General features: G+C 56.5%; 14 protein-coding genes. 8 read left to right on the plus strand and 6 right to left on the minus strand.

Features of this window, described 5'->3' with window-relative positions:
* Nucleotides 1–3: 3 nt before the first annotated feature.
* The 4 genes from A1830_RS01055 to A1830_RS01070 all read right to left on the minus strand — a co-directional run bounded on the left by A1830_RS01055 (nucleotide 4) and on the right by A1830_RS01070 (nucleotide 6546).
* Nucleotides 4–2118: a peptidase domain-containing ABC transporter gene (locus A1830_RS01055; protein WP_067700455.1), complete on the minus strand. Its 2115-nt coding sequence runs from the start codon at nucleotides 2116–2118 to the stop codon at nucleotides 4–6.
* Nucleotides 2108–3388: an HlyD family secretion protein gene (locus A1830_RS01060; protein ID WP_067700458.1), complete on the minus strand. Its 1281-nt coding sequence runs from the start codon at nucleotides 3386–3388 to the stop codon at nucleotides 2108–2110. The genes A1830_RS01055 and A1830_RS01060 overlap by 11 nt, the downstream gene beginning before the upstream one ends.
* Nucleotides 3389–3735: 347 nt before the next feature.
* Nucleotides 3736–4440, minus strand: a complete 705-nt coding sequence (locus tag A1830_RS01065) for a Clp protease/crotonase-like domain-containing protein (RefSeq protein ID WP_067700460.1) — start codon at nucleotides 4438–4440, stop codon at nucleotides 3736–3738.
* 765 nt (nucleotides 4441–5205) lie between these two features.
* Nucleotides 5206–6546 carry an aspartate aminotransferase family protein gene (locus A1830_RS01070; RefSeq protein ID WP_067700462.1) on the minus strand — a complete coding sequence of 447 codons (1341 nt, stop codon included), beginning with the start codon at nucleotides 6544–6546 and terminating at the stop codon, nucleotides 5206–5208.
* Nucleotides 6547–6718: 172 nt separating this feature from the next.
* Between A1830_RS01070 and A1830_RS01075 the strand changes: the two genes are divergently transcribed.
* A complete protein-coding gene (locus A1830_RS01075) occupies nucleotides 6719–7510 on the plus strand; it encodes a DeoR/GlpR family DNA-binding transcription regulator (RefSeq protein ID WP_067700464.1) in 792 nt (263 codons plus the stop codon).
* Nucleotides 7511–7579: 69 nt separating this feature from the next.
* On the opposite strand, the gene fdhD is transcribed toward A1830_RS01075, so the two are convergent.
* Nucleotides 7580–8407, minus strand: a complete 828-nt coding sequence (fdhD, locus tag A1830_RS01080; protein ID WP_067700724.1) for a formate dehydrogenase accessory sulfurtransferase FdhD — start codon at nucleotides 8405–8407, stop codon at nucleotides 7580–7582.
* Nucleotides 8408–8784: 377 nt separating this feature from the next.
* Between fdhD and fdhE the strand changes: the two genes are divergently transcribed.
* The 7 genes from fdhE (at nucleotide 8785) to A1830_RS01115 (ending at nucleotide 17058) form a co-directional block, all read left to right on the plus strand.
* On the plus strand, nucleotides 8785–9711 hold the full coding sequence (gene fdhE / locus A1830_RS01085; protein ID WP_067700466.1) for a formate dehydrogenase accessory protein FdhE: 927 nt from the start codon (nucleotides 8785–8787) through the stop codon (nucleotides 9709–9711).
* Between the two features lie 88 nt (nucleotides 9712–9799).
* Nucleotides 9800–10411: a glutathione S-transferase gene (locus tag A1830_RS01090; RefSeq protein WP_067700468.1), complete on the plus strand. Its 612-nt coding sequence runs from the start codon at nucleotides 9800–9802 to the stop codon at nucleotides 10409–10411.
* A gap of 268 nt (nucleotides 10412–10679) precedes the next feature.
* A complete protein-coding gene (locus tag A1830_RS01095; protein WP_067700470.1) occupies nucleotides 10680–11867 on the plus strand; it encodes a NapC/NirT family cytochrome c in 1188 nt (395 codons plus the stop codon).
* Nucleotides 11857–14334, plus strand: a complete 2478-nt coding sequence (torA, locus tag A1830_RS01100; protein ID WP_067700472.1) for a trimethylamine-N-oxide reductase TorA — start codon at nucleotides 11857–11859, stop codon at nucleotides 14332–14334. Before A1830_RS01095 ends, torA begins: the two co-directional genes overlap by 11 nt.
* Before the next feature lie 128 nt (nucleotides 14335–14462).
* The gene (locus tag A1830_RS01105; RefSeq protein WP_067700475.1) at nucleotides 14463–15026 is read left to right on the plus strand and encodes a DNA-3-methyladenine glycosylase I; all 564 of its coding nucleotides are present in this window, start codon (nucleotides 14463–14465) and stop codon (nucleotides 15024–15026) included.
* A 111-nt stretch (nucleotides 15027–15137) separates the two neighbouring features.
* The gene (locus A1830_RS01110; RefSeq protein WP_067700478.1) at nucleotides 15138–15800 is read left to right on the plus strand and encodes an OmpA family lipoprotein; all 663 of its coding nucleotides are present in this window, start codon (nucleotides 15138–15140) and stop codon (nucleotides 15798–15800) included.
* Between the two features lie 241 nt (nucleotides 15801–16041).
* Entirely contained in the window at nucleotides 16042–17058 is a 1017-nt protein-coding gene (locus A1830_RS01115; protein ID WP_067700481.1) for a LacI family DNA-binding transcriptional regulator, read from the plus strand.
* Between the two features lie 74 nt (nucleotides 17059–17132).
* Here the strand turns inward: A1830_RS01115 and A1830_RS01120 are convergent, their stop codons facing one another.
* Complete coding sequence (locus A1830_RS01120; RefSeq protein WP_156484907.1) at nucleotides 17133–17873, minus strand: hypothetical protein; 741 nt, start codon at nucleotides 17871–17873, stop codon at nucleotides 17133–17135.
* Between the last annotated feature and the right edge of the window lie 703 nt (nucleotides 17874–18576).

Raw genomic sequence — 18576 nt, forward strand, 5'->3', positions numbered from 1 at the left:
CTTTTATAGCGGCCGGAGACCGAGGTCTACCGTCCGATCAGCTGAGGCTATCGTCGACCAACGGTGGGCTATGATGATACGGGTTACGCTCAGCCCGCGTATGGCGTCGTTTATTAGTGCCTCGTTATATTCGTCCAAGTGGCTGGTCGCCTCGTCCATAAACAGAATACCTGGCCGACGGTAGAGGGCGCGGGCGATAAAAATACGCTGGCGCTGCCCGCCCGACAAGCCTTCGCCTAACTCTCCGGTCAGGGTATCATAGCCCATCGGCAGGGCCATGATGTCTTCGTGGATATGGCTAAGGTGTGCACATTCGTGAAGCCACGCCTCGTCGGGAGCCTCATGAAAGCCGGTGATGTTTTCGCGCAGGGAACCCGCAAACAGTCTGTCCTCTTGCAGAATACAGGCCACCGTGCGGCGATAGTTATCCACGCCAGCGGCGTGAATGTCGCGTCCGCTGGCCAGCACACAGCCTCCCCCGGGTGGTATGAGACCGCATAACACCTTCATCAGCGTGGTTTTCCCGCACCCTGACGGGCCGATTATGGCCACGCTCTCACCAGCGGTCACTATGAGGTCAAGCCCGCGAAAAACTGTCGGCGACTGTTTATCATGCTGGAATGTTAGCCCCTTCGCCTCCAGCCTCATGGCGGTTCCTGCGGGCCAGAGGTCAGCGGTCGGCTCTGCAGGCTCGGGCTGTGCGTGAGCGATGTCCGCAATCCGCTCCCCGTGCAGAGAAAGCATTCCCAGCCGCAGGAACATATTGGTCAGCGACAGGGCCCTGGCGGTGAATATCTCGCGGAATACCCCGAATGCCACAAACGCTCCGAGCGAGAGATGATGGGTCATGACAGCCCCGACGCCAAGCCAGAGGACAACCACATTGTCCAACGCACCCGTAAGACCGCTGACGGTACTAAAAAGGATATCAAAGCGCCGGCGGCTCACAGCGGCGTTGGCGGCATCCACTTCCAGTGTCAGCCAGTTACGCCTGCGCTGCGCTGCCAGCCCCTGCGCGCGGATGGTGGCAATGCCCCACAGCGACTCGGTAAAGTGGGAGCCAGCCGCAGCATTTTTTATCATTTGCTCCTCCGTCAGCTGGCGATACCGGGGAAAGGAAATCAGACGCATCAGGATAGCAAGTAGCACGAACCCCGCTACCACGCTACATAGCAAAGCCCCGCCGTAGGCGCCCAGCAAAGCCAGTGACCCGAGTAGCATAATGCCGTCAATGACGCAGCCGGTGATGTCGTGCACGAACGTGTCGCGCAGTACATCCAGCGAGCCGAAGCGGGACTGAATGTCGCCCGTGCGACGCCGGGAAAACCATGGCAGAGGTAGCCCCAGAAGGTGTCCGAGCAGGCCATCCTTCCACTGCACATCAGTCAGGGTATCAGTCACCATCACCGTCCACGCCCGGATGAGATTCAGCCCGGTTTGCAGCAGGATAAGTGCGCCCAGCGACAGACAGACCAGCTCCAGCAGCCCGTGGTCGGAGGCAGGTACCACATGATCGAGAGCCACCTGAGTTCCCACTGGCAGCATCAGACTGATGCTTTCGGTCATCGCCGACAGGCAGAATATTTTGAACAGCGCTGCGCCGAAGCCGCGAATGCTTTGCATTAATTCCGTCGGCCGGACGCGGGCCTGCCTTTTCTGGGGGCGGAAGTCGCGGGCGGGCCACAGCTCCAACGCCGCCCCGGTAAAGCTCTCCGACAGTACCTGTCGGCTTACGACTCGTCTGCCGCAGGCGGGGTCGTGTACGATGGCCCGATCGCCACAGAGGCCGACCAATACAACAAAATGGCTGAAATTCCAGTGCAGAACACATGGGAGGCGAAGGGCGGATAGCTCATCCAGCTCCAGTGCAAGCGCCCTGCCCGCAAGACCCGCGTTACCTGCAAGAGTGTGCAACGTGCCCAGCGTGGCCCCGCGCGACGAGAAACTGCCCTGGCAGCGCATGGCTGACAGATCCACGTAATGGCCGTGCCAACCTGCCACCATTGCGACGCAGGCCAAGCCGCATTCGGCGGCTTCCGTCTGCAGGATGAGTGGTACGCGCGGGCGCATAGAAAAGTTGAGTCGGCGCAGCAGCCAGTTCAGGCCGTTACCTTCCATGTGCTGCCCCCCGAGTGCTGTCACGCATCTCATAGAGCGGCGCCAGCGCCCACTGCCACAGCTTGCGCTTTTCCATAAATAATGTACATTCCGCCCGCAGCCCGTTTCCGGGACGCAGGTGCCGTCCTTGCCAGTCAAAGTGCGTCACGTCGGGTGTAACGGTGAGCCTGTACCAGGTTCCGGCAACGCCGGCTGACGGCGCTGCGGACCAGGCCATCCTTTCCTGCAGAGTAGCCGGGGCGGTAGCTATCTGTGCAATGCGCCCTGGAAATTGGCCAAACTTCTCTGCCGGGAAGGCGTTGTAGCGGATGCTTACCGGGGCATCCATCCTTATGAAGGGCACTACGCCGTCGGGTACCCACATGACCAGTTGCCAGCGCACCATACCGCCGGGGATAACCTGTACCAGCGCGTCTCCAACGCTGACAGCCTGCCCGGGCGATGGCCCGGCGGTATCCACCCGGCCGTCCACCGGCGAGGTAACGACCAGCGTGCCGGCGGCGTCGTCCTCAGCATCCTGACGAACTAGCTCGCTGCGCTGCATCTCCATGCGAAAAATATCGTTATCAAAGTCTGCAGCACGGGTGCGGATATCGCCCTCCAGTACCAGTACCTGTAGGGCGTTCTGTTCACGCTGGCTACTGAGCGTCAGCAGATCGCTCTGTTGCTGATAATAGAGAGACGCTTGCTGCGAAAGCTGATCCCGATTTATCAGCCCCGCTCGCTGATAGCGGCGGTAGCTGTCCATGTTCTGCTTCATTTCCCGCAATCCCTCCGAGGCCTGATTCAGAACATCAGCCGAATGCATCAGCGCAGCCGTATAGCTGGCTTTCTCCTGTGCAAGCGTCGCCAAGGTAACGCGCCGGTTGTCCTGCAGGCGGCTAATAATGCCGTCCACGCTTTTTATCTGTGCCTGCGTATTCAGCCGCTGCTGAAGGCTAACCACGCCGGAGCGAGCAGTATGGCTGACGTCAATTTCGTAAAGCGGCTGTCCCTTTCTAACACGGTCCCCCGGGCCGACCAGCCTGCTGAGGATAACCCCCTGACCAGGCGCAACGATTCTGACCGGGCCGGGCAATGAGGCCAGCTCACCACTTACGGTAACACGACGGGTGTAACTGCCGGCGCAGAGAAACGAGGCAAGCAGGGTAAAAAACAGGATGGTAAAGGCGAGGTACGCCCATAGGGGAAGACCACGGACCATCAGCGCCCTGCCTTTCCAGGCATATGACCGATGATCAAGCGCCGCCTGACGATAAAAGGATTTCATTATTAACCTGACAGGAAGGCTGGTAAAGCCGAAGCCGTAAATAAGGCGACCTTACCGGCCGCCTGAAAGTGTCAAACTTTAAATTAGTGTTTGCCACCCCGGTCGTCGCTGCGCCTGCTGCTGCTCGATGTACCAGATTGACTGCTACCGCCCTTAGCTGTACTGGAACGGCCCACATCAGGAGCGTTTATACCACACTCGGCATGTATGCTCATCGAGTTAGACGAACCACCATGACCGTCACGGGATGAGGAATAAGATGCCCCCCACTGAACAGCTGCCAATTGAAAAACCACCCGCCACAACATTCATTTCATTTACCGAAAGTTCACGCATTGTTTTAGCTCCTATTTACAGTAACTGGCAAAAATAACGTGCTTATTTCTCATTGAGATAACCCACTGAGAAGCTGAATTGACATAAAAAATATTTCTTATGCCAAATTTCCTCATATCTTCTGGAGTGTATGAAAACCATTTTTCCGGAAACTTCACCGAATAATTATCCTGAAGCTGCGGACAGAAAGGGAGTTTATAATTAACCTTCAGAAGACTGTAAAAGTTTTTTTCGCGTTTTTTTATTCTTACAAACTCAGGCATTTTGACTAAATCACCTGGGGATAAGGTCTTACTGTCGGTGGTTATCCGTAACTGTTCTGCAGGACTACCGGCGCTGCCATGCCACAGAAGATAGGAATTGTTTCCGATTATTTTTTCCTGACCTGCTGGAAAAAGGTAGTTGGCACATGCTGAAGCGCATACTGTACGGACGGCAATATTTATTTTCCTGGTATAAAGAATATTTGCAATATCAAGTGCTGATTGGACATCCCCGCCCATGCTATTAACTGAAAGGGTTTTAATGTCATTATGAGTTAATAGCTTAATCACTTCCTTCTGAGATGCTCTGGTTATAAGACCGTCAAAAAAAAGAGTCTCTCCATCGATTTTAAGGGTAGGGTTGATCTGGAAAGGTCTTGCATCAGGAATATCAATTTCTTGCTGAGCAGTACAGAAATTCGGTATTAATAAAAAACAAAAGATAACAAACATCCTGTCATGAGCTTTCTTTTTTTATAAAAATCAGGGGGAGTTATGAAATCTGGCATAGTCATGGGAATTCCATTTACAATTATTATAATTAGCTTACCAGGGATTTAATTAGACATTACTTTACGGGTGACTCGGAGTCTGCCCGCTTATGTAAGCTACTATTAATTCAAGGTTATTTTAAGTCAAGAGCTGTAACAAAATATTTATTTTGCATGATTTTCTATCAGTTTTTTTGAACTATATCGCATAGTAAACCCCTTTTTTTATTATATATTTGGCTACTTCACCGAGTGATTAAAGGGGGGAGAATAAGTATTGTTCCGTCAACACGAAGAAAAATCCTGAATAATAAATGGAATAGGTATGACTGAAATGGTGGCTTTAGCGAAGGTATTTGCAGACCACTCCCAAACGCTGAGTTAGTGATGGCCATGATGCCTCACCTATGGCACCGTCGGAAACTTGCGACCTTAAATGCCCAAATTTAGCAGCTCTTATCGACACTTAAACAGGCTTTAGTGGACTGTTACTGCGAAGGTGTAATGTTAAGTTGACCAGCGTCAGGCCTGACTGGGTCCGAAATGTCGTCTGTTATGTCTGCAAGCATTGTTACCGGAACAGAGGCGATAAGTGGCCTCTGTTTCGGCGGCCAGATTAACTCTGCCACTACCATTCAGCTCCAAACCGTCCCGCCGACGGTTTCTTAACAGCATCATGGTCAACATTAATGCTTAAGGAACAATAATCCACCTCTACGCCAGCCCATTACCGACCGCAGGCGGCCAGCGACTTATCCAGCGCGCCCACCAGCCAGTCGATGTCGCTCTCCTGGAAGGCTAACGGCGGGCGCAGCTTCAGCACGTTGCCATAAGGCCCGGCAACCGAGGTAAGGACATGGTTTTCACGCAGCCTCTCGGTGACGTCCAGTGCCAGCTGTTTGTCCGGCGTCTTACTGCGCTTATCCGTCACCAGCTCAAAGCCAATAAACAGGCCCGCTCCACGCACGTCGCCCACGCACTCATATTTATCCTTGAGCGTTAACAGCGCAGCCAGCAGCTTCTCGCCCACCTTGCGGCTGTGTTCCTGTAGGCCTTCATCCTTGATCACCGTTAGCACCGCCTGCGCCGCTGCCATCGCGACCGGATTGCCGCCAAACGTGTTGAAATAGGGGATATCGTCGCTGAATGCTGCCAGAACGTCGCTTTTTGCCAGCAGAGCAGAAACCGGGATGCCATTGCCCATGGGCTTACCGGTGGTCACCACATCCGGCACCACGCCATGGCGGGCAAAGCCCCAGAACGCCTCGCCGGTGCGGGCAAAGCCGGGCTGCACTTCGTCGGCAATAAAAATACCGCCATTTTTATGCACCACCTCCACCGCTTTTTGCAGAAAACCTTTCGGCCCCGGCAGTACGCCGTCAGAGGAGAAAATCGAGTCGGCAAGGAAACCGGCAAATTTGATGCCGTGGGCCGCCATATCGTCAATCTGCTTCTGTATTTCGTTGGCAAACCACTCGCCTAAATCGGGTGCATCCACGCGATAGCAATCCGGTGGCGGTACCAGGCGCGTGGTGGCGGCCAGCGGCTGGCCCGAGCCCAGTGCGGGGGAGACGCCGGAGGTCAGATCGCTGGTGCCGTGGTAGGCCTCCTGGGTGACGATAATGCCGGTGCCGCCGCTCCAGGCACGCGCGATGCGTATGGCCAGATCGTTTGCTTCCGATCCGGTACACATATACATGGCGCGGTCGATTTCAGCGGGAAGGGTGGCCAGCAGCGCTTCGGAGTAGTCGAGAATGCGCTCGTGCAGATAGCGCGTATGGGTATTTAGCTGCTGCATCTGCCGGTAGACCGCATCGATAACCGCAGGATGGCAGTGTCCAATGCTGGCGACGTTATTGTAAACGTCGAGGTATTTGTCACCCGCCGCATCCCACAGATACTGCCCCTCGCCCCGCACCAGATGTACCGGCTTACGGTAGAACAGACGATAGGACTCGCCCAGTACCCGGCTGCGCTTGTCAGTCAGCTTGCGAACATCAGCATCCAGCCCGGCGGCATGTTCGGCGCGAAAGCTGTTGGTATCCATAATGGTTGAACGTGTAGCCATGATCACTCCCGTTGCGATGAAGGGTTACGATGGGCAGCAGCAGCCCGCTTGCGTTTATCATGGCAACTTTCAGGCAAAATGCAACAAAATACACAAATGCAACAAAATACACATGCACGTACCTCCATTGTCGGTTAGGCTATGCCCAGTCCAACGGCTAAAGGAGACAGATATGCTACAGGAAACGCGCCTGCACCGGATCCGTGCGCTGCTGGCGACGCTGGGTCACGTCAGTACCGAGCGGATCATCAGGGAGCTGGGCATCTCACGCGAAACGGCCAGGCGGGACATTATCGAACTGGAAGCGCTGGGCGTCGCGCGTCGCGTGCATGGCGGACTGATGGCGCTGAATGCCGAACCGGAAGCGCCTCTGGTAGTGCGCAGCGAAGTTAAGGCCCGGGAGAAGCGGGCTATCGCCCGTGCGGCGGCGCGACGACTAAAGCCTGGCCAGACGCTGTTTCTGGATGCGGGTAGCACCACCACCATGCTGGCTGAGGAGTTGCGCACCCTCTCCGGGCTGACGGTGGTCACCAACAGCCTGAATGCGGCGCTAAAACTCTGCGCCGCCGGGGAGCATGAAACGCTGAATAACAGCATCATCCTGCTCGGCGGCAGTATGCTGGCCGGGGCGCAGGAGACGCGCGGCGATCTGACGGTGGGGGAAATTTATCGCTATCGGGCCGACGTGGCGATGCTGTCGCCGGTGGGCATTGACGGCAGGAGCGGCGCCACCAGTTTTTATCCGCATGAGGCGGCCATTGCCCGCGCGATGGTACAACAGGCCGATCAGCTTATTTTGCTGGCCGACAGCAGCAAACTCGGCCTCACCAGCCGGATCAACTACGCCACGCTCGGTCAGGTGAGCGCATTAATCACCGACGGCGAGGCCGCAGAGAATCCCGCCTTTTCCCTGATTGAGAAATCGCTGCCGGAGGTGGTGCTGGCCCCGGCCACCAGCCGCTGATGCCCGGGCGCACGCATTGCTGACCGCCGCGGGTACACAGTGCCGACCGCCGCTGGCGGCGCAGCGGGCTTAGCCTCTCAGCCGCTGGGGATGCGTATACACCGTGGCGCGGCCAGGCTTGCTAAAGCCCACCAGCGTCAGGTTGCTGCGTTCCGCGACCTCGACGGCGAGTTTGGTTGCGGCGGAGACGGCGAAAAGAATTTCCACGCCGCACATCGCCGATTTCTGCACCATCTCATAGCTTGCCCGACTGGAAACCAGCACCGCGCCCTGCTGCCAGTCTGGCTGCTGGCTGCGCAATCCCAGCAGCTTATCCAGCGCGACGTGCCTTCCCACATCCTCACAGCCGCCGGAAAGCGCCCCGTCCGGCCTGATCCAGGCCGCAGCATGCGTACAGCCGGTCAGCTGTCCAACGGGCTGAACGCTTTTTAGCTGGCCCAGCGCCTTATCAAGCTGGTTGAGGTCGAAGGTTTGACTGAACGGCAGCGGCTGAAGCGGTTTGCCGATTTCGGCAAGCTGTTCAACGCCGCACACGCCGCAGCCGGTACGGCCCGCCAGGGACCTGCGCTGCGCTTTCAGCCCCATAAAGCGGCGGCTGGAGAGCTCGATCTGCACCTCAATACCGCCGCAGGAAGGCTGGATATCCATCCCATAGATATCTGCTGGCGAATCAATAATGCCCTCAGAGAGCGAGAAGCCCAGCGCAAAAGCTTCCAGATCCTTTGGCGTAGCCATCATCACCACGTGCGAAATGCCGTTATAGACCAGCGCCACCGGCACCTCGTCTGCCAGCCAGTCATCCTTTGCGCTCTCCAGCGCCATGCGTTGCCACACCTTCACCTGGCTCAGCCCGACGGCCTCATCCAGAGCCGGATTACCGTCACCCGCTTTATTCATCAGAAAATCACCCATGGCTAACGCTGACCCTTTCCACTCTGCAATACGCCTCTGACCCCATAGCTTGCGGATCGCTTATAAGATTCTGAACCCCCGAGCGAAGCACTGCAAGCGGCCGGATCTTATCCGTCACAACAGGCCCTGTTTGATAGTGAATAGTTATAAAAGCGATTGAAACGATGAAGTGGAGGAGACCGGGGGCTATAATTTTGGGCAGAAGCCTGTAATCTGGGCTTCTGTCCTGAGTCTGTTGCCATTGCAGGCAGCAGCACCCTTATCCGGCGGACCTTTTTTCGCCGGGGCTGGATACCCTATCCGCGCTGTTGATATACCGTTGGCGGACAGCTGAACCGTCGGAAAAACAGGAAAAAAACCTGATGAATATTCGCATAATCCCGAACGAGAGGCTGACAGACCACGAGCAAAATAGGGCAGAGGCCATCCCGCCGCTGCTTTTTCCCCGGCTGAAAAACTTATACAGCCGCCGCGCCGCACGACTCCGGCAGCTGGCGAAGAAAAACCCGCTGGGCGATTATCTGCGCTTCGCCGCCGTCATCGCCAGCGCCCAGGAAATCGTACTCTACGATCATCCGCTGCGGCTGGATCTGCATGCAAGGCTGACAGAAACCGCCGCGGGCGGTAAGCCTCCGCTGGACATTCACCAGCTGCCGCGAGATCCACACTGGCAGCGGCTGCTGCATTCTCTGATTGCCGAAATGAAGCCCGAAATGAGCGATCAGGCGCTGGCCGTGCTGGAGAACCTGGAAAAGGCCTCTGCCCAGGAGCTGGAAACCATGGCCTCGGCGCTGTTTGCTAATGAGTTCTCGAAGGTGAGCAGCGATACATCGCCGTTTATCTGGGCCGCGCTATCACTCTACTGGGCGCAGATGGCAGCGCTGATCCCGGGCAAGGCGCGCGCCGAACAGGGCGAACAGCGGCAGTTTTGCCCGGTCTGCGCCAGCGTGCCGGTGACCAGCGTGATCCATCTGGATCCCGAACAGGGCGGCGTACGCTATCTGCATTGCAATCTGTGCGAAAGTGAGTGGCATGTCCCCCAGGGTAAATGCAGTAACTGTGAGCACACCCGTGACCTGAGCTACTGGTCGCTGGAGAGTGAGTCCGGGGCGGTACAGGCAGAGAGCTGCGGCGACTGCGGCACCTGGCTGAAGATGTTCTTCCAGCAGAAAGATCCGGCGGTGGAGCCGGTCGCGGACGATCTGGCTACGCTGGTGCTTGATGCGCGTATGGAGCAGGAAGGATTTGCCCGCAGCAGCCTGAATCCCTTTCTGTTCCCGGGCGAATGAGCGCAATAAAGGGCGGGAGAGACCACTCTTCCGCTAATCAAAACCGATCCGGGCCGGCCTTCCGGACCCGTTCATTAGAGGAAGTGGGATGAAATTAATCGGCAGCTACGCCAGCCCGTTTGTCCGTAAAATTTCGGTGATTATGCTGGAAAAAGGCATCACCTTTGAGTTTGCTAACCAGTCGCCCTGGACGGATGACAGCCCGGTACCGACCTACAACCCATTGGGTAAGATACCGGTGCTGGTCACCGGCCCGGATGAGTACTGGTACGACTCGTCGGTGATTGCGGCCTATCTCGAACAGCTGGATATCGCACCCGCGCTGATCCCGCGTGACAGGCTGGCGGCGATGAACGTGCTTCAGCTACAGGCGCTGGCGGACGGCATCGGCGATGCGGCGGTGCTGCTGGTGCGTGAAGGGTTGCGTCCGACTGATAAACAGCTGGAGAGCGAGCTGGTGCGTCAGCGCGGCAAAATTCTGCGCGGCCTCGACGCGCTGGAAAAAGCCGCAGCCGAGGGCAAGGTGCTGAACAGTGACACCCTCAATCTGGCGGATATTGCGGCAGGCTGCCTGCTCGGCTATCTGAACTTTCGCCGCGTGGTGCCAGACTGGTGCGTTAACCGCCCGGCACTGGTGAAACTGGCAGAAAAACTCTTTGCCCGCGAGAGCTTTGCCCGCACGGTTCCGCCTGCGCCCTGAACGCATTGTTTTATGACAGGCCTGCCATCACGCAGGCCTTCATCTACTGACGGCCTGCCTTACCACCCGCAAATCGGGCCTCCCTCTGCTGCGGAGAACACTATTTTTCTGTAATTTGAACCTCGCTCTCACTTCTGCCCATTAGTCGGCATCACCTCCCGCCTTTTTGATTCGCCACAATAAAACCACACTATTAGTGTGTGATAGTTAGCAGGGTTATCATTTTTCTCTCCCATCAAAAGAGTGAATCAGAGAGACAGGAGCAGTTATGGGATTTCTCAGGAAAGAGAATGTATTCAGGTGGTTCAGAGGGTGGCGCGGTATGCTACTGGTTTTACTGGGCATTGTTATCGCCCTGCTGGTGGTCGCCGGGGGCGTAACCGTGCTGCATAAGACCAGCAATACGGCCTTTTGCGTCTCCTGCCACAGTATGGAAAGGCCGCTGGCAGAATATCAGGGCAGCGTGCACTATCAGAATCACGCCGGGATACGCGCCAGCTGCGCTAACTGCCATATCCCCAGCCAGCCCGTTGACTATCTGTTAACCAAGATTGCCGCCGTTAAGGATGTTTACGGCGAAGTCACCGGCACCATTGATACCGAAGAAAAATACAACGCCAAAAAACTGGCCATGGCCGAGTCGGTGTGGAAAACGATGAAAGCCAGTGACTCTGCGACCTGCCGCAGCTGCCATAGCTTTGAGGCGATGGATATCCTTGCCCAGCAGCCGGACGCGAGAAAGGCGCACCCCGTCGCCATCAGGAGCGGGAAAACCTGTATTGACTGCCATCGCGGCGTTGCCCATATCCTGCCGGACATGCGCGCCAGTAACGCCTCAGGCGCAAGCCAGCTGATCGCCGCCGCCGCCGGGGTTAGCGTTGATAACGGAATACTTTATAGCGTGCAGACCCAGCCCTTCGACCTGCAGCCCGTGGCAGAGACACCCGCTGGCACGCTGTTTCCGGCGGCACCGCTGACCGTTCTGCGCCGGGATCAGGGTAAGGTAGAAGCGCGTCTCAGCGGCTGGCAGCAGCAGGACGTTCCCACCCTTATCTACGCCGCTCCCGGCAAGCGCATTATCAGTGCGGTCATTGAGGAAGATACCTCCAGCCATATAAACATTCTTGCTTCCCAGACGGACGCGCAGACCGGCACGGTCTGGCAGCAGGTTTCACTTGATATCTGGCTCCCTCCCGGCGCACTGATTGATGACCAGCAGAAAATCTGGCAGTACGCCTCCGGCCTGATGTCCGCTAACTGTACCGGCTGTCATGGCCTGACCCCATCGAACCACTTTACGGCTAATCAGTGGATTGGCGTGATGAAAGGGATGGCGGCGCGCACCTCGCTGGATAAGGAGCAGCTAAGAGTGCTTACCCTTTACGTGCAGAACCACGCCAGTGATATGCCGACCCCGGATATGCTGCCTTCAAAAGGAACCGAAGATGAAAAATAATCCGCTTTCAACCCTTTCGCGTCGCCGGTTCTTACAGGCTGGCGGTGCGCTGCTGGCCGCCAGCTCGCTCGATCTGCTTTATATGAAATCGGCCGTCGCGCAGGCCGTCAGCCAGGCCATGCCGCTATTTAGCGCACTGCGTCCGGCGAGCAAAGGGATCCTCACCGCCGCCCACTGGGGCGCATTTGAAGCCATCGTCGATCAGGGCCGGATGGTCAGCGTTCAGCCGGTGCAGGACGACCCTTCGCCCAATGAGCTGATCGAGATGGCGCCCTGGCAGGTTCACGCCGACAACCGCATCAAATACCCGATGGTGCGTAAAAGCTGGCTGGAACAGGGGCCGGGCGGGAGCCGCGACCTGCGTGGACGCGATGACTGGGTCAGGGTCAGCTGGGATAAAGCGATTTCACTGGTCAGCAACGATATTCGCCGCCTGCAAAAAGAGTACGGCCCTTCGGCGATTTATGCTGGCTCCTACGGCTGGAAAAGTACCGGCTTGCTGCATAACAGCCGGTCGCTGCTGGGGCGGCTGATGAACCTCGCAGGAGGCTTTCTCGGCTATAGCGGCGACTACTCCACCGGCGCGGCCCAGGTCATTATGCCGCACGTCGTCGGCTCCATGGAGGTTTACGAACAGCAAACCAGCTGGCCCAACGTAGTTGCTCACGCCGAGCTGGTGGTTCTCTGGGGATGTAACCCGCAGACGACGCTGAAAATCGGCTGGAACGTGCCGGACCACGTGGGGCTGGAGGGCATTGAGGCGCTGGCGAAAAAAGGCACCCGGGTCATCTCCGTCGATCCCATCCACACGCCAACGGCGAAGATGCTGAATGCGGAGTGGATTGCGCCAGAGGCCTATACCGACGCGGCGATGATCCTCGGGCTTGCCCATACACTGCTGACGGAAAAACGCCACGACGAGGCTTTTCTCAAGCGCTATACCGTGGGGTTCGATAAATTCCGCGCCTATCTGCTGGGGGAAAGCGATGGCACGGCGAAAAGCGCCGACTGGGCGAGTGAAATTTGTGGCGTGGAGGCGGAGAAACTGCGCGCCCTGGCGCGTGAGATGGTCAGTAAACGCACCATGATTATGGCGGGCTGGGGCATTCAGCGTCAGCATCACGGCGAGCAGCCGCACTGGCTGCTGGTCACGCTGGCGGCGATGATTGGGCAGATCGGCCTGCCCGGAGGCGGATTCGGTTTCAGCTATCACTACTCGTCCGGCGGCAGCCCGACGGCCAGGGGAGGGATCCTTTCCGGGGTGAGCACCGGCAAGGCACCGGCAAATTCGCCACAGCCTGTCCCCGTCGCGCGGATCGCGGACTGTCTTGCCAACCCCGGAAAGCACATCCAGTTTAACGGCAAAGACATTACCTATCCCGATGTGAAAATGGTCTACGTCGCCGGGGGCAATCCGTTCCACCACCATCAGGATACCAATAATCTACTCAGCGCCTGGCAGCACCCGGAAACCATCGTGGTACATGAGCCCTACTGGACCGCCACCGCGAAGCATGCCGATATTGTTCTTCCCTGCACCACCAGCTACGAACGTAACGATATGGATATGGGGGGTGATTACTCACAGCTGTATGTTTTCCCGATGCATCAGTGCGTTCCCCCCCAGCATGAGGCCCGCAACGATTACGATATCTTTCTGGCCATCGCCGCCCAGCTCGGCGTGGATGAGGCCTTCTCCGAAGGTCGGGATGAGATGCTGTGGTTGAAATCACTTTATGACAATATGAAAACGCAGGCCAGAAACGTGGGCGTACCGCTACCGCCTTTCAACGACTTCTGGCGGTCTGGCAACTACATTCGCTTTCCGGTGCCGGAGGAGAATAAAAACTGGGTGCGCTTCGCTGACTTCCGCGAAGACCCCCTGCTGAACCCGCTCGGTACGCCAAGCGGGAAAATAGAAATTTTCTCGCGCACCGTGGCGGAGATGAACTATGCGGACTGCCCCGGGCTTCCAGGCTGGCTGCTGCCACACGAGTGGCACGGTAGCGATGCGGCGCGGAAGTATCCGCTCTCGCTTAATACCGCCCACCCAATTAACCGCCTGCATTCGCAGCTGGATAACACCCCGCTGCGCAAGAAATATGCTATCGGCGACCGGGAGGCGATCCTCATTAACCCGCAGGATGCTGCGGCAAGGGGCATTCAGTCCGGTGATGTGGTCAGAGCCTTTAACGACCGGGGCCAGATTCTGGTGGGTGCATCCGTAACCGGGGATATCCGGCCGGGCGTGGTGCGCATCAGCGAGGGAGCCTGGTACGATCCGCTCAATGCGACGCAGCCCAACACGCTATGCAAAAATGGCAACGTTAACTGCCTGACCTTCGATATCGGCTCGTCAAAGCTGGCGCAGGGCAACTGCGGCCATATGGCGCAGCTTGAAGTCGAAAAATATCGTGGCGCGGTGCCGGAAAATACCGCCCATGCGCTGCCTGCCGGGGTGGTTTGAGGGGTAAATAGCGGCGGCAGTTGCTATTATCCTGACAACCGCTTTCCCATGGCCCGAAGAGAGCCTGGTTCTGGCCTTTTTATGCCAGCCGGGCGGACTTTAGCCACCTTTAATAAGGAAGAGTCACTATGCAGCGCTGCGGCTGGGTAACACCGGATCCTCTCTATCTTGATTATCACGATCGTGAATGGGGCGTTCCCCTGACCGATACCCGCTCGCTGTTTGAAATGCTGTGTCTTGAGGGGCAAATGGCCGGGCTGTCATGGCTTACCGTGCTAAAGAAGCGGGAGAACTACCGCCGCGCCTTTCACCAGTTTGATCCACAGGCGGTGGCGCTGATGGAGGAAGACGAGGTGGAGAGGCTGATGCAGGACAGCGGCATTATTCGTCATCGCGGCAAAATTAACGCAATTATCGCCAATGCCCGCGCATTGCTGACGATGGAGGCGCAGGGTGAGGTTTTTAGCGCCTTTATCTGGGGGTTTGTAGATAATCAGCCGCAGATCCAGCGCTATGACGACCATCGGGCTGCGCCCTCCTTCAGCCCGGTTTCTGACAACCTGTCAAAGCAGCTGAAGAAGAGAGGCTTCAAATTTGTGGGCACGACCACCTGTTACTCATTTATGCAGGCCTGCGGGCTGATCAACGACCATACCACCGGCTGCTTTTGTCATCCCGATAATCTCAGGTAGCGCATCCTTACATTTTCAGAAGATTAAACCGTTTTATTCTCACATTTCCCGTTCATAATCGGCGTTTTACAGGCCAAATGGCCTGCCGCTGTGTTTTGAGAGAGAAAGAAAATGAAAAAGCGTTATATCACCCTCGCTCTGGTTTTGAGCGGCACACTTGCCCTCCCGGGCTGTACCACTAATCCTTACACCGGTGAGCGTGAAGCAGGGAAATCCGGCGTGGGTGCCGGTCTGGGCGCCGCATTAGGCGCGGGCGTCGGCATGCTCTCCTCATCGAAAAAGGATCGCGGCAAAGGCGCACTGATTGGCGCAGCAGCCGGTGCAGCATTGGGCGGCGGCGCAGGCTATTATATGGATGTGCAGGAAGCCAAGCTTCGCGACAAGATGCGCGGAACCGGCGTCAGCGTGACCCGTCAGGGCGATAATATCGTGCTGAATATGCCCAATAACGTCACCTTTGACAGCAGCAGCAGCAGCCTGAAACCGGCAGGGGCTAACACCCTGACCGGCGTTGCCATGGTGCTGAAAGAGTATCCAAAAACTGCGGTTAACGTGGCGGGCTATACCGACAGTAGCGGATCGCGTCAGCTGAACATGACGCTCTCCCAGCAGCGCGCGGACAGCGTAGCCAGCTCGCTGATAACCCAGGGCGTAGCCGCCAGTCGTCTCCGCACCATCGGCCGGGGACCGGATAATCCTGTCGCGTCTAACAGCAGTGCTGATGGCAAGGCGCAGAACCGCCGGGTAGAGATTACGCTCAGCCCGCTGCAGTAACCTTTGAAAACCGGGCCGCTCCGCTATGGCCCGGTTCTCTGCTCCCCACTGTACCTTCTCTGCCCTTTAACCCCGCGCTGCTCAGGCTCCGTTACCCCAGGCTGACGCAGAGAGATGGGCGGGATACCGCTTATGCTTTATGATGACCCGCTCAAACTGCCTTTATTCGAACTACAGTAGATGAATCGCGTCAGTAAAAGCTGAGGCCAGGCTTGTTATACCCCAATGCCCAAGGACCGCCATGAACCGTAAGGCCGCACGCGCTACTATTAGCGACGTTGCCAGCGCTGCTAAAACCGGGAAAACCAGCGTCTCGCGCTATCTGAACGGTGAACAGCACGCCCTCTCCCCCGATCTAAAACAGCGGATAGAAGCTGCTATCGCTGAACTGAACTACCGGCCAAGCCAGATGGCGCGGGGTTTAAAGCGTGGCCGCACCCGGCTGATTGGGCTGATTATCGCCGACATTACGAATCCCTATTCCATTGACGTGATGAACGGCATTGAATCCGCCTGCCGGGCGCAGGGCTTTACGCTGCTGATGTGCAATACCAATAATGAAGTGGATCAGGAGCAGCACTATCTGAATCTGCTGAGCAGCTATCAGGTCGAGGGGATTGTGGTCAACGCAGTCGGTATGCGCGAAGAGGCGCTAAGCCACCTTCAGCAATCCCTGCTGCCAATGGTCCTGATTGACCGCAAAATCCCTGACTTTGACTGTGACGTGGTCGGTCTGGATAACGCCGGGGCTGCCGCCATGGCTACCGATCACCTGATTGCCGGTGGCTTCAGGACGGTAATGTTTGTGACCGAACCGCTCGGCATGGTTAATACCCGCCACGAACGCCTGCAGGCCTTTAAACAGACCATGTCCCGCTATGCGGATTGTCAGGCCGAACAGGCCGAAATCGCACTCGGTGATGCAGCCGCGCTTGACCGGGTGCTGGGGGATTTCTATCAGCGCCATTCGGGCCAACGCTGCGCCGTGATGGTGGTAAATGGGGCATTAACCCTCCAGGTCGCCCGCTCGATGAAGCGCCTGGGGCTGAACTGGGGTGAACAAATGGGGCTGCTGGGCTTTGATGAGCTGGAGTGGGCCGAGCTGGCCGGCGTGGGCATCACCACGCTGAAACAGCCTACCTGGCAAATCGGCTATACCGCACTGGAAATGGTGATACGCCGTATAGAGGGTGATACGCGCGCGCCCCAGGAGCGGGTTTATCCCGGCGAGCTGATTATTCGCGGCTCCACGAAATAGCGTCATGACTTCCGATGTCATCTGTGGTGGGCGCTACGGCGCTTGCCATAGCCGTGCATTAACATCAGGTGGTTTCACGTACTGATATTTCTGATCCAGCCCTTCCTGCGCATATTCTCGCTACACTTGTCTTTTATACTGTCCGGGTTACCGGAGTATGAGCCAAATGATAGGCCATTCTCTTCCATTTCTAAACGTGCGCAAACGCTATGCATCGCAACACTGACGACATTATCTATCACAAATTTCTTCACTCCTAACCGCGACGCCGCATCTGTAGCGGCATAGTGTAAAAGGTGGCTAATTCCTTTATTTCGCATATTCTCCGGGAGAAAAATATCGCTGTACCCTACCGTCGAATCGCCATGGTGCTCCGGATCTTCGTTGGAAATATACATCTCTTTACTCCATCCTGTTTTTTGTTTCTCATCACCCATTTTTATGGTTAACATTATTTGCCGATCGCTATCTTTTTTATTATCACGATGAATATCGACTGAGCCATATTCGGGGTGACGAAAGCTAAAGGTATCGGCATAAAGCTTCTTTTCCTCCGGCGAGACATTGTGCACATTATCTGTGGAACAGGATGGCGTACGGGCAACAGACGACCCTTGCTGCTGCAACGGGTTTACAGATGTGGGCCGGGCCATTTTATCTAATGAATTATCCTCAGGATGATTCGAGGGAATGCAGCAAAGCTGCCGTAAAATCTGAGAAGCTGAAGGCATGTCGTTTCCCTTAATATCTCTTTCATCATCTAAACCCAACGGACCTGCCTGTCGCACCGTCGTCGGATTCGCAATAGTTAACAAGAGGAGCGTTATTTCCTCTGCCAGTGAGTGTCAATAATCTATCAATGGTTCCCGTTGTTTATGCTCATCGCATCGCGGGTGCTGATGCTTCGCCCCAAATGCGCGGCCACTTTCGTGGTATAGGCGGTAGCATAGCCCTCTGTAACCCTGCCGGGGGAGGAGTGCTGGCCGCTAAATCACTGTTCCAGAAAGTGTGAAAGGTCGCGCTCCGTCGACAGGCAGACCAGCGGGTGCAGCGATGCGCGAGTGCAGGCGCCGGGATGGATTCACGCCGTGCACCATAATGCTTCGCAGTGGAAAGCGGTTTTCCCGACGCGTTTCATTTTTTCTTAAACATCCTGACGTATATGTTTGGTTTAGTATTGTTCTGATAGTCTTGCTGAGCGTCAATAATAAGTCGAGAGAGGAAACTATGTTTAATAAAATAGCCGACGAACCCCCGTCGGGATTGGTCATTCACGGCTGATTATCCTCTGCACCTTAATAGTGTCAGTAGAGATAATCGGCACATAACTTCCCCGCAACCGGGGTAGTGATTATCTTTATTTCGATGCTGTTATATCGAGGTGCATTATGCTTTTCAAAATCCCTGCGTTACCTGTTATCTCCGCTCACTGGAGCGATACGCGCCTGCCTGTCCTTTCGGATTCAGACGTGATCTCTTTCACTGCGCTGATAACGCCTGTTATCTCCAGAATCTCAA

The sequence above is a fragment of the Erwinia sp. ErVv1 genome (assembly GCF_900068895.1).
Classification (GTDB): Bacteria; Pseudomonadota; Gammaproteobacteria; order Enterobacterales; family Enterobacteriaceae; genus Erwinia.

What these genes read in the sequence shown, in the direction of transcription:
- A1830_RS01055 (WP_067700455.1), bottom strand. Translation starts at nt 2,118, where the DNA reads ATGGAAGGTAACGGCCTGAACTGGCTGCTGCGCCGACTCAACTTTTCT.
- A1830_RS01060 (WP_067700458.1), bottom strand. Translation starts at nt 3,388, where the DNA reads ATGAAATCCTTTTATCGTCAGGCGGCGCTTGATCATCGGTCATATGCC.
- A1830_RS01065 (WP_067700460.1), bottom strand. Translation starts at nt 4,440, where the DNA reads ATGTTTGTTATCTTTTGTTTTTTATTAATACCGAATTTCTGTACTGCT.
- A1830_RS01070 (WP_067700462.1), bottom strand. Translation starts at nt 6,546, where the DNA reads ATGGCTACACGTTCAACCATTATGGATACCAACAGCTTTCGCGCCGAA.
- A1830_RS01075 (WP_067700464.1), top strand. Translation starts at nt 6,719, where the DNA reads ATGCTACAGGAAACGCGCCTGCACCGGATCCGTGCGCTGCTGGCGACG.
- fdhD (WP_067700724.1), bottom strand. Translation starts at nt 8,407, where the DNA reads ATGAATAAAGCGGGTGACGGTAATCCGGCTCTGGATGAGGCCGTCGGG.
- fdhE (WP_067700466.1), top strand. Translation starts at nt 8,785, where the DNA reads ATGAATATTCGCATAATCCCGAACGAGAGGCTGACAGACCACGAGCAA.
- A1830_RS01090 (WP_067700468.1), top strand. Translation starts at nt 9,800, where the DNA reads ATGAAATTAATCGGCAGCTACGCCAGCCCGTTTGTCCGTAAAATTTCG.
- A1830_RS01095 (WP_067700470.1), top strand. Translation starts at nt 10,680, where the DNA reads ATGGGATTTCTCAGGAAAGAGAATGTATTCAGGTGGTTCAGAGGGTGG.
- torA (WP_067700472.1), top strand. Translation starts at nt 11,857, where the DNA reads ATGAAAAATAATCCGCTTTCAACCCTTTCGCGTCGCCGGTTCTTACAG.
- A1830_RS01105 (WP_067700475.1), top strand. Translation starts at nt 14,463, where the DNA reads ATGCAGCGCTGCGGCTGGGTAACACCGGATCCTCTCTATCTTGATTAT.
- A1830_RS01110 (WP_067700478.1), top strand. Translation starts at nt 15,138, where the DNA reads ATGAAAAAGCGTTATATCACCCTCGCTCTGGTTTTGAGCGGCACACTT.
- A1830_RS01115 (WP_067700481.1), top strand. Translation starts at nt 16,042, where the DNA reads ATGAACCGTAAGGCCGCACGCGCTACTATTAGCGACGTTGCCAGCGCT.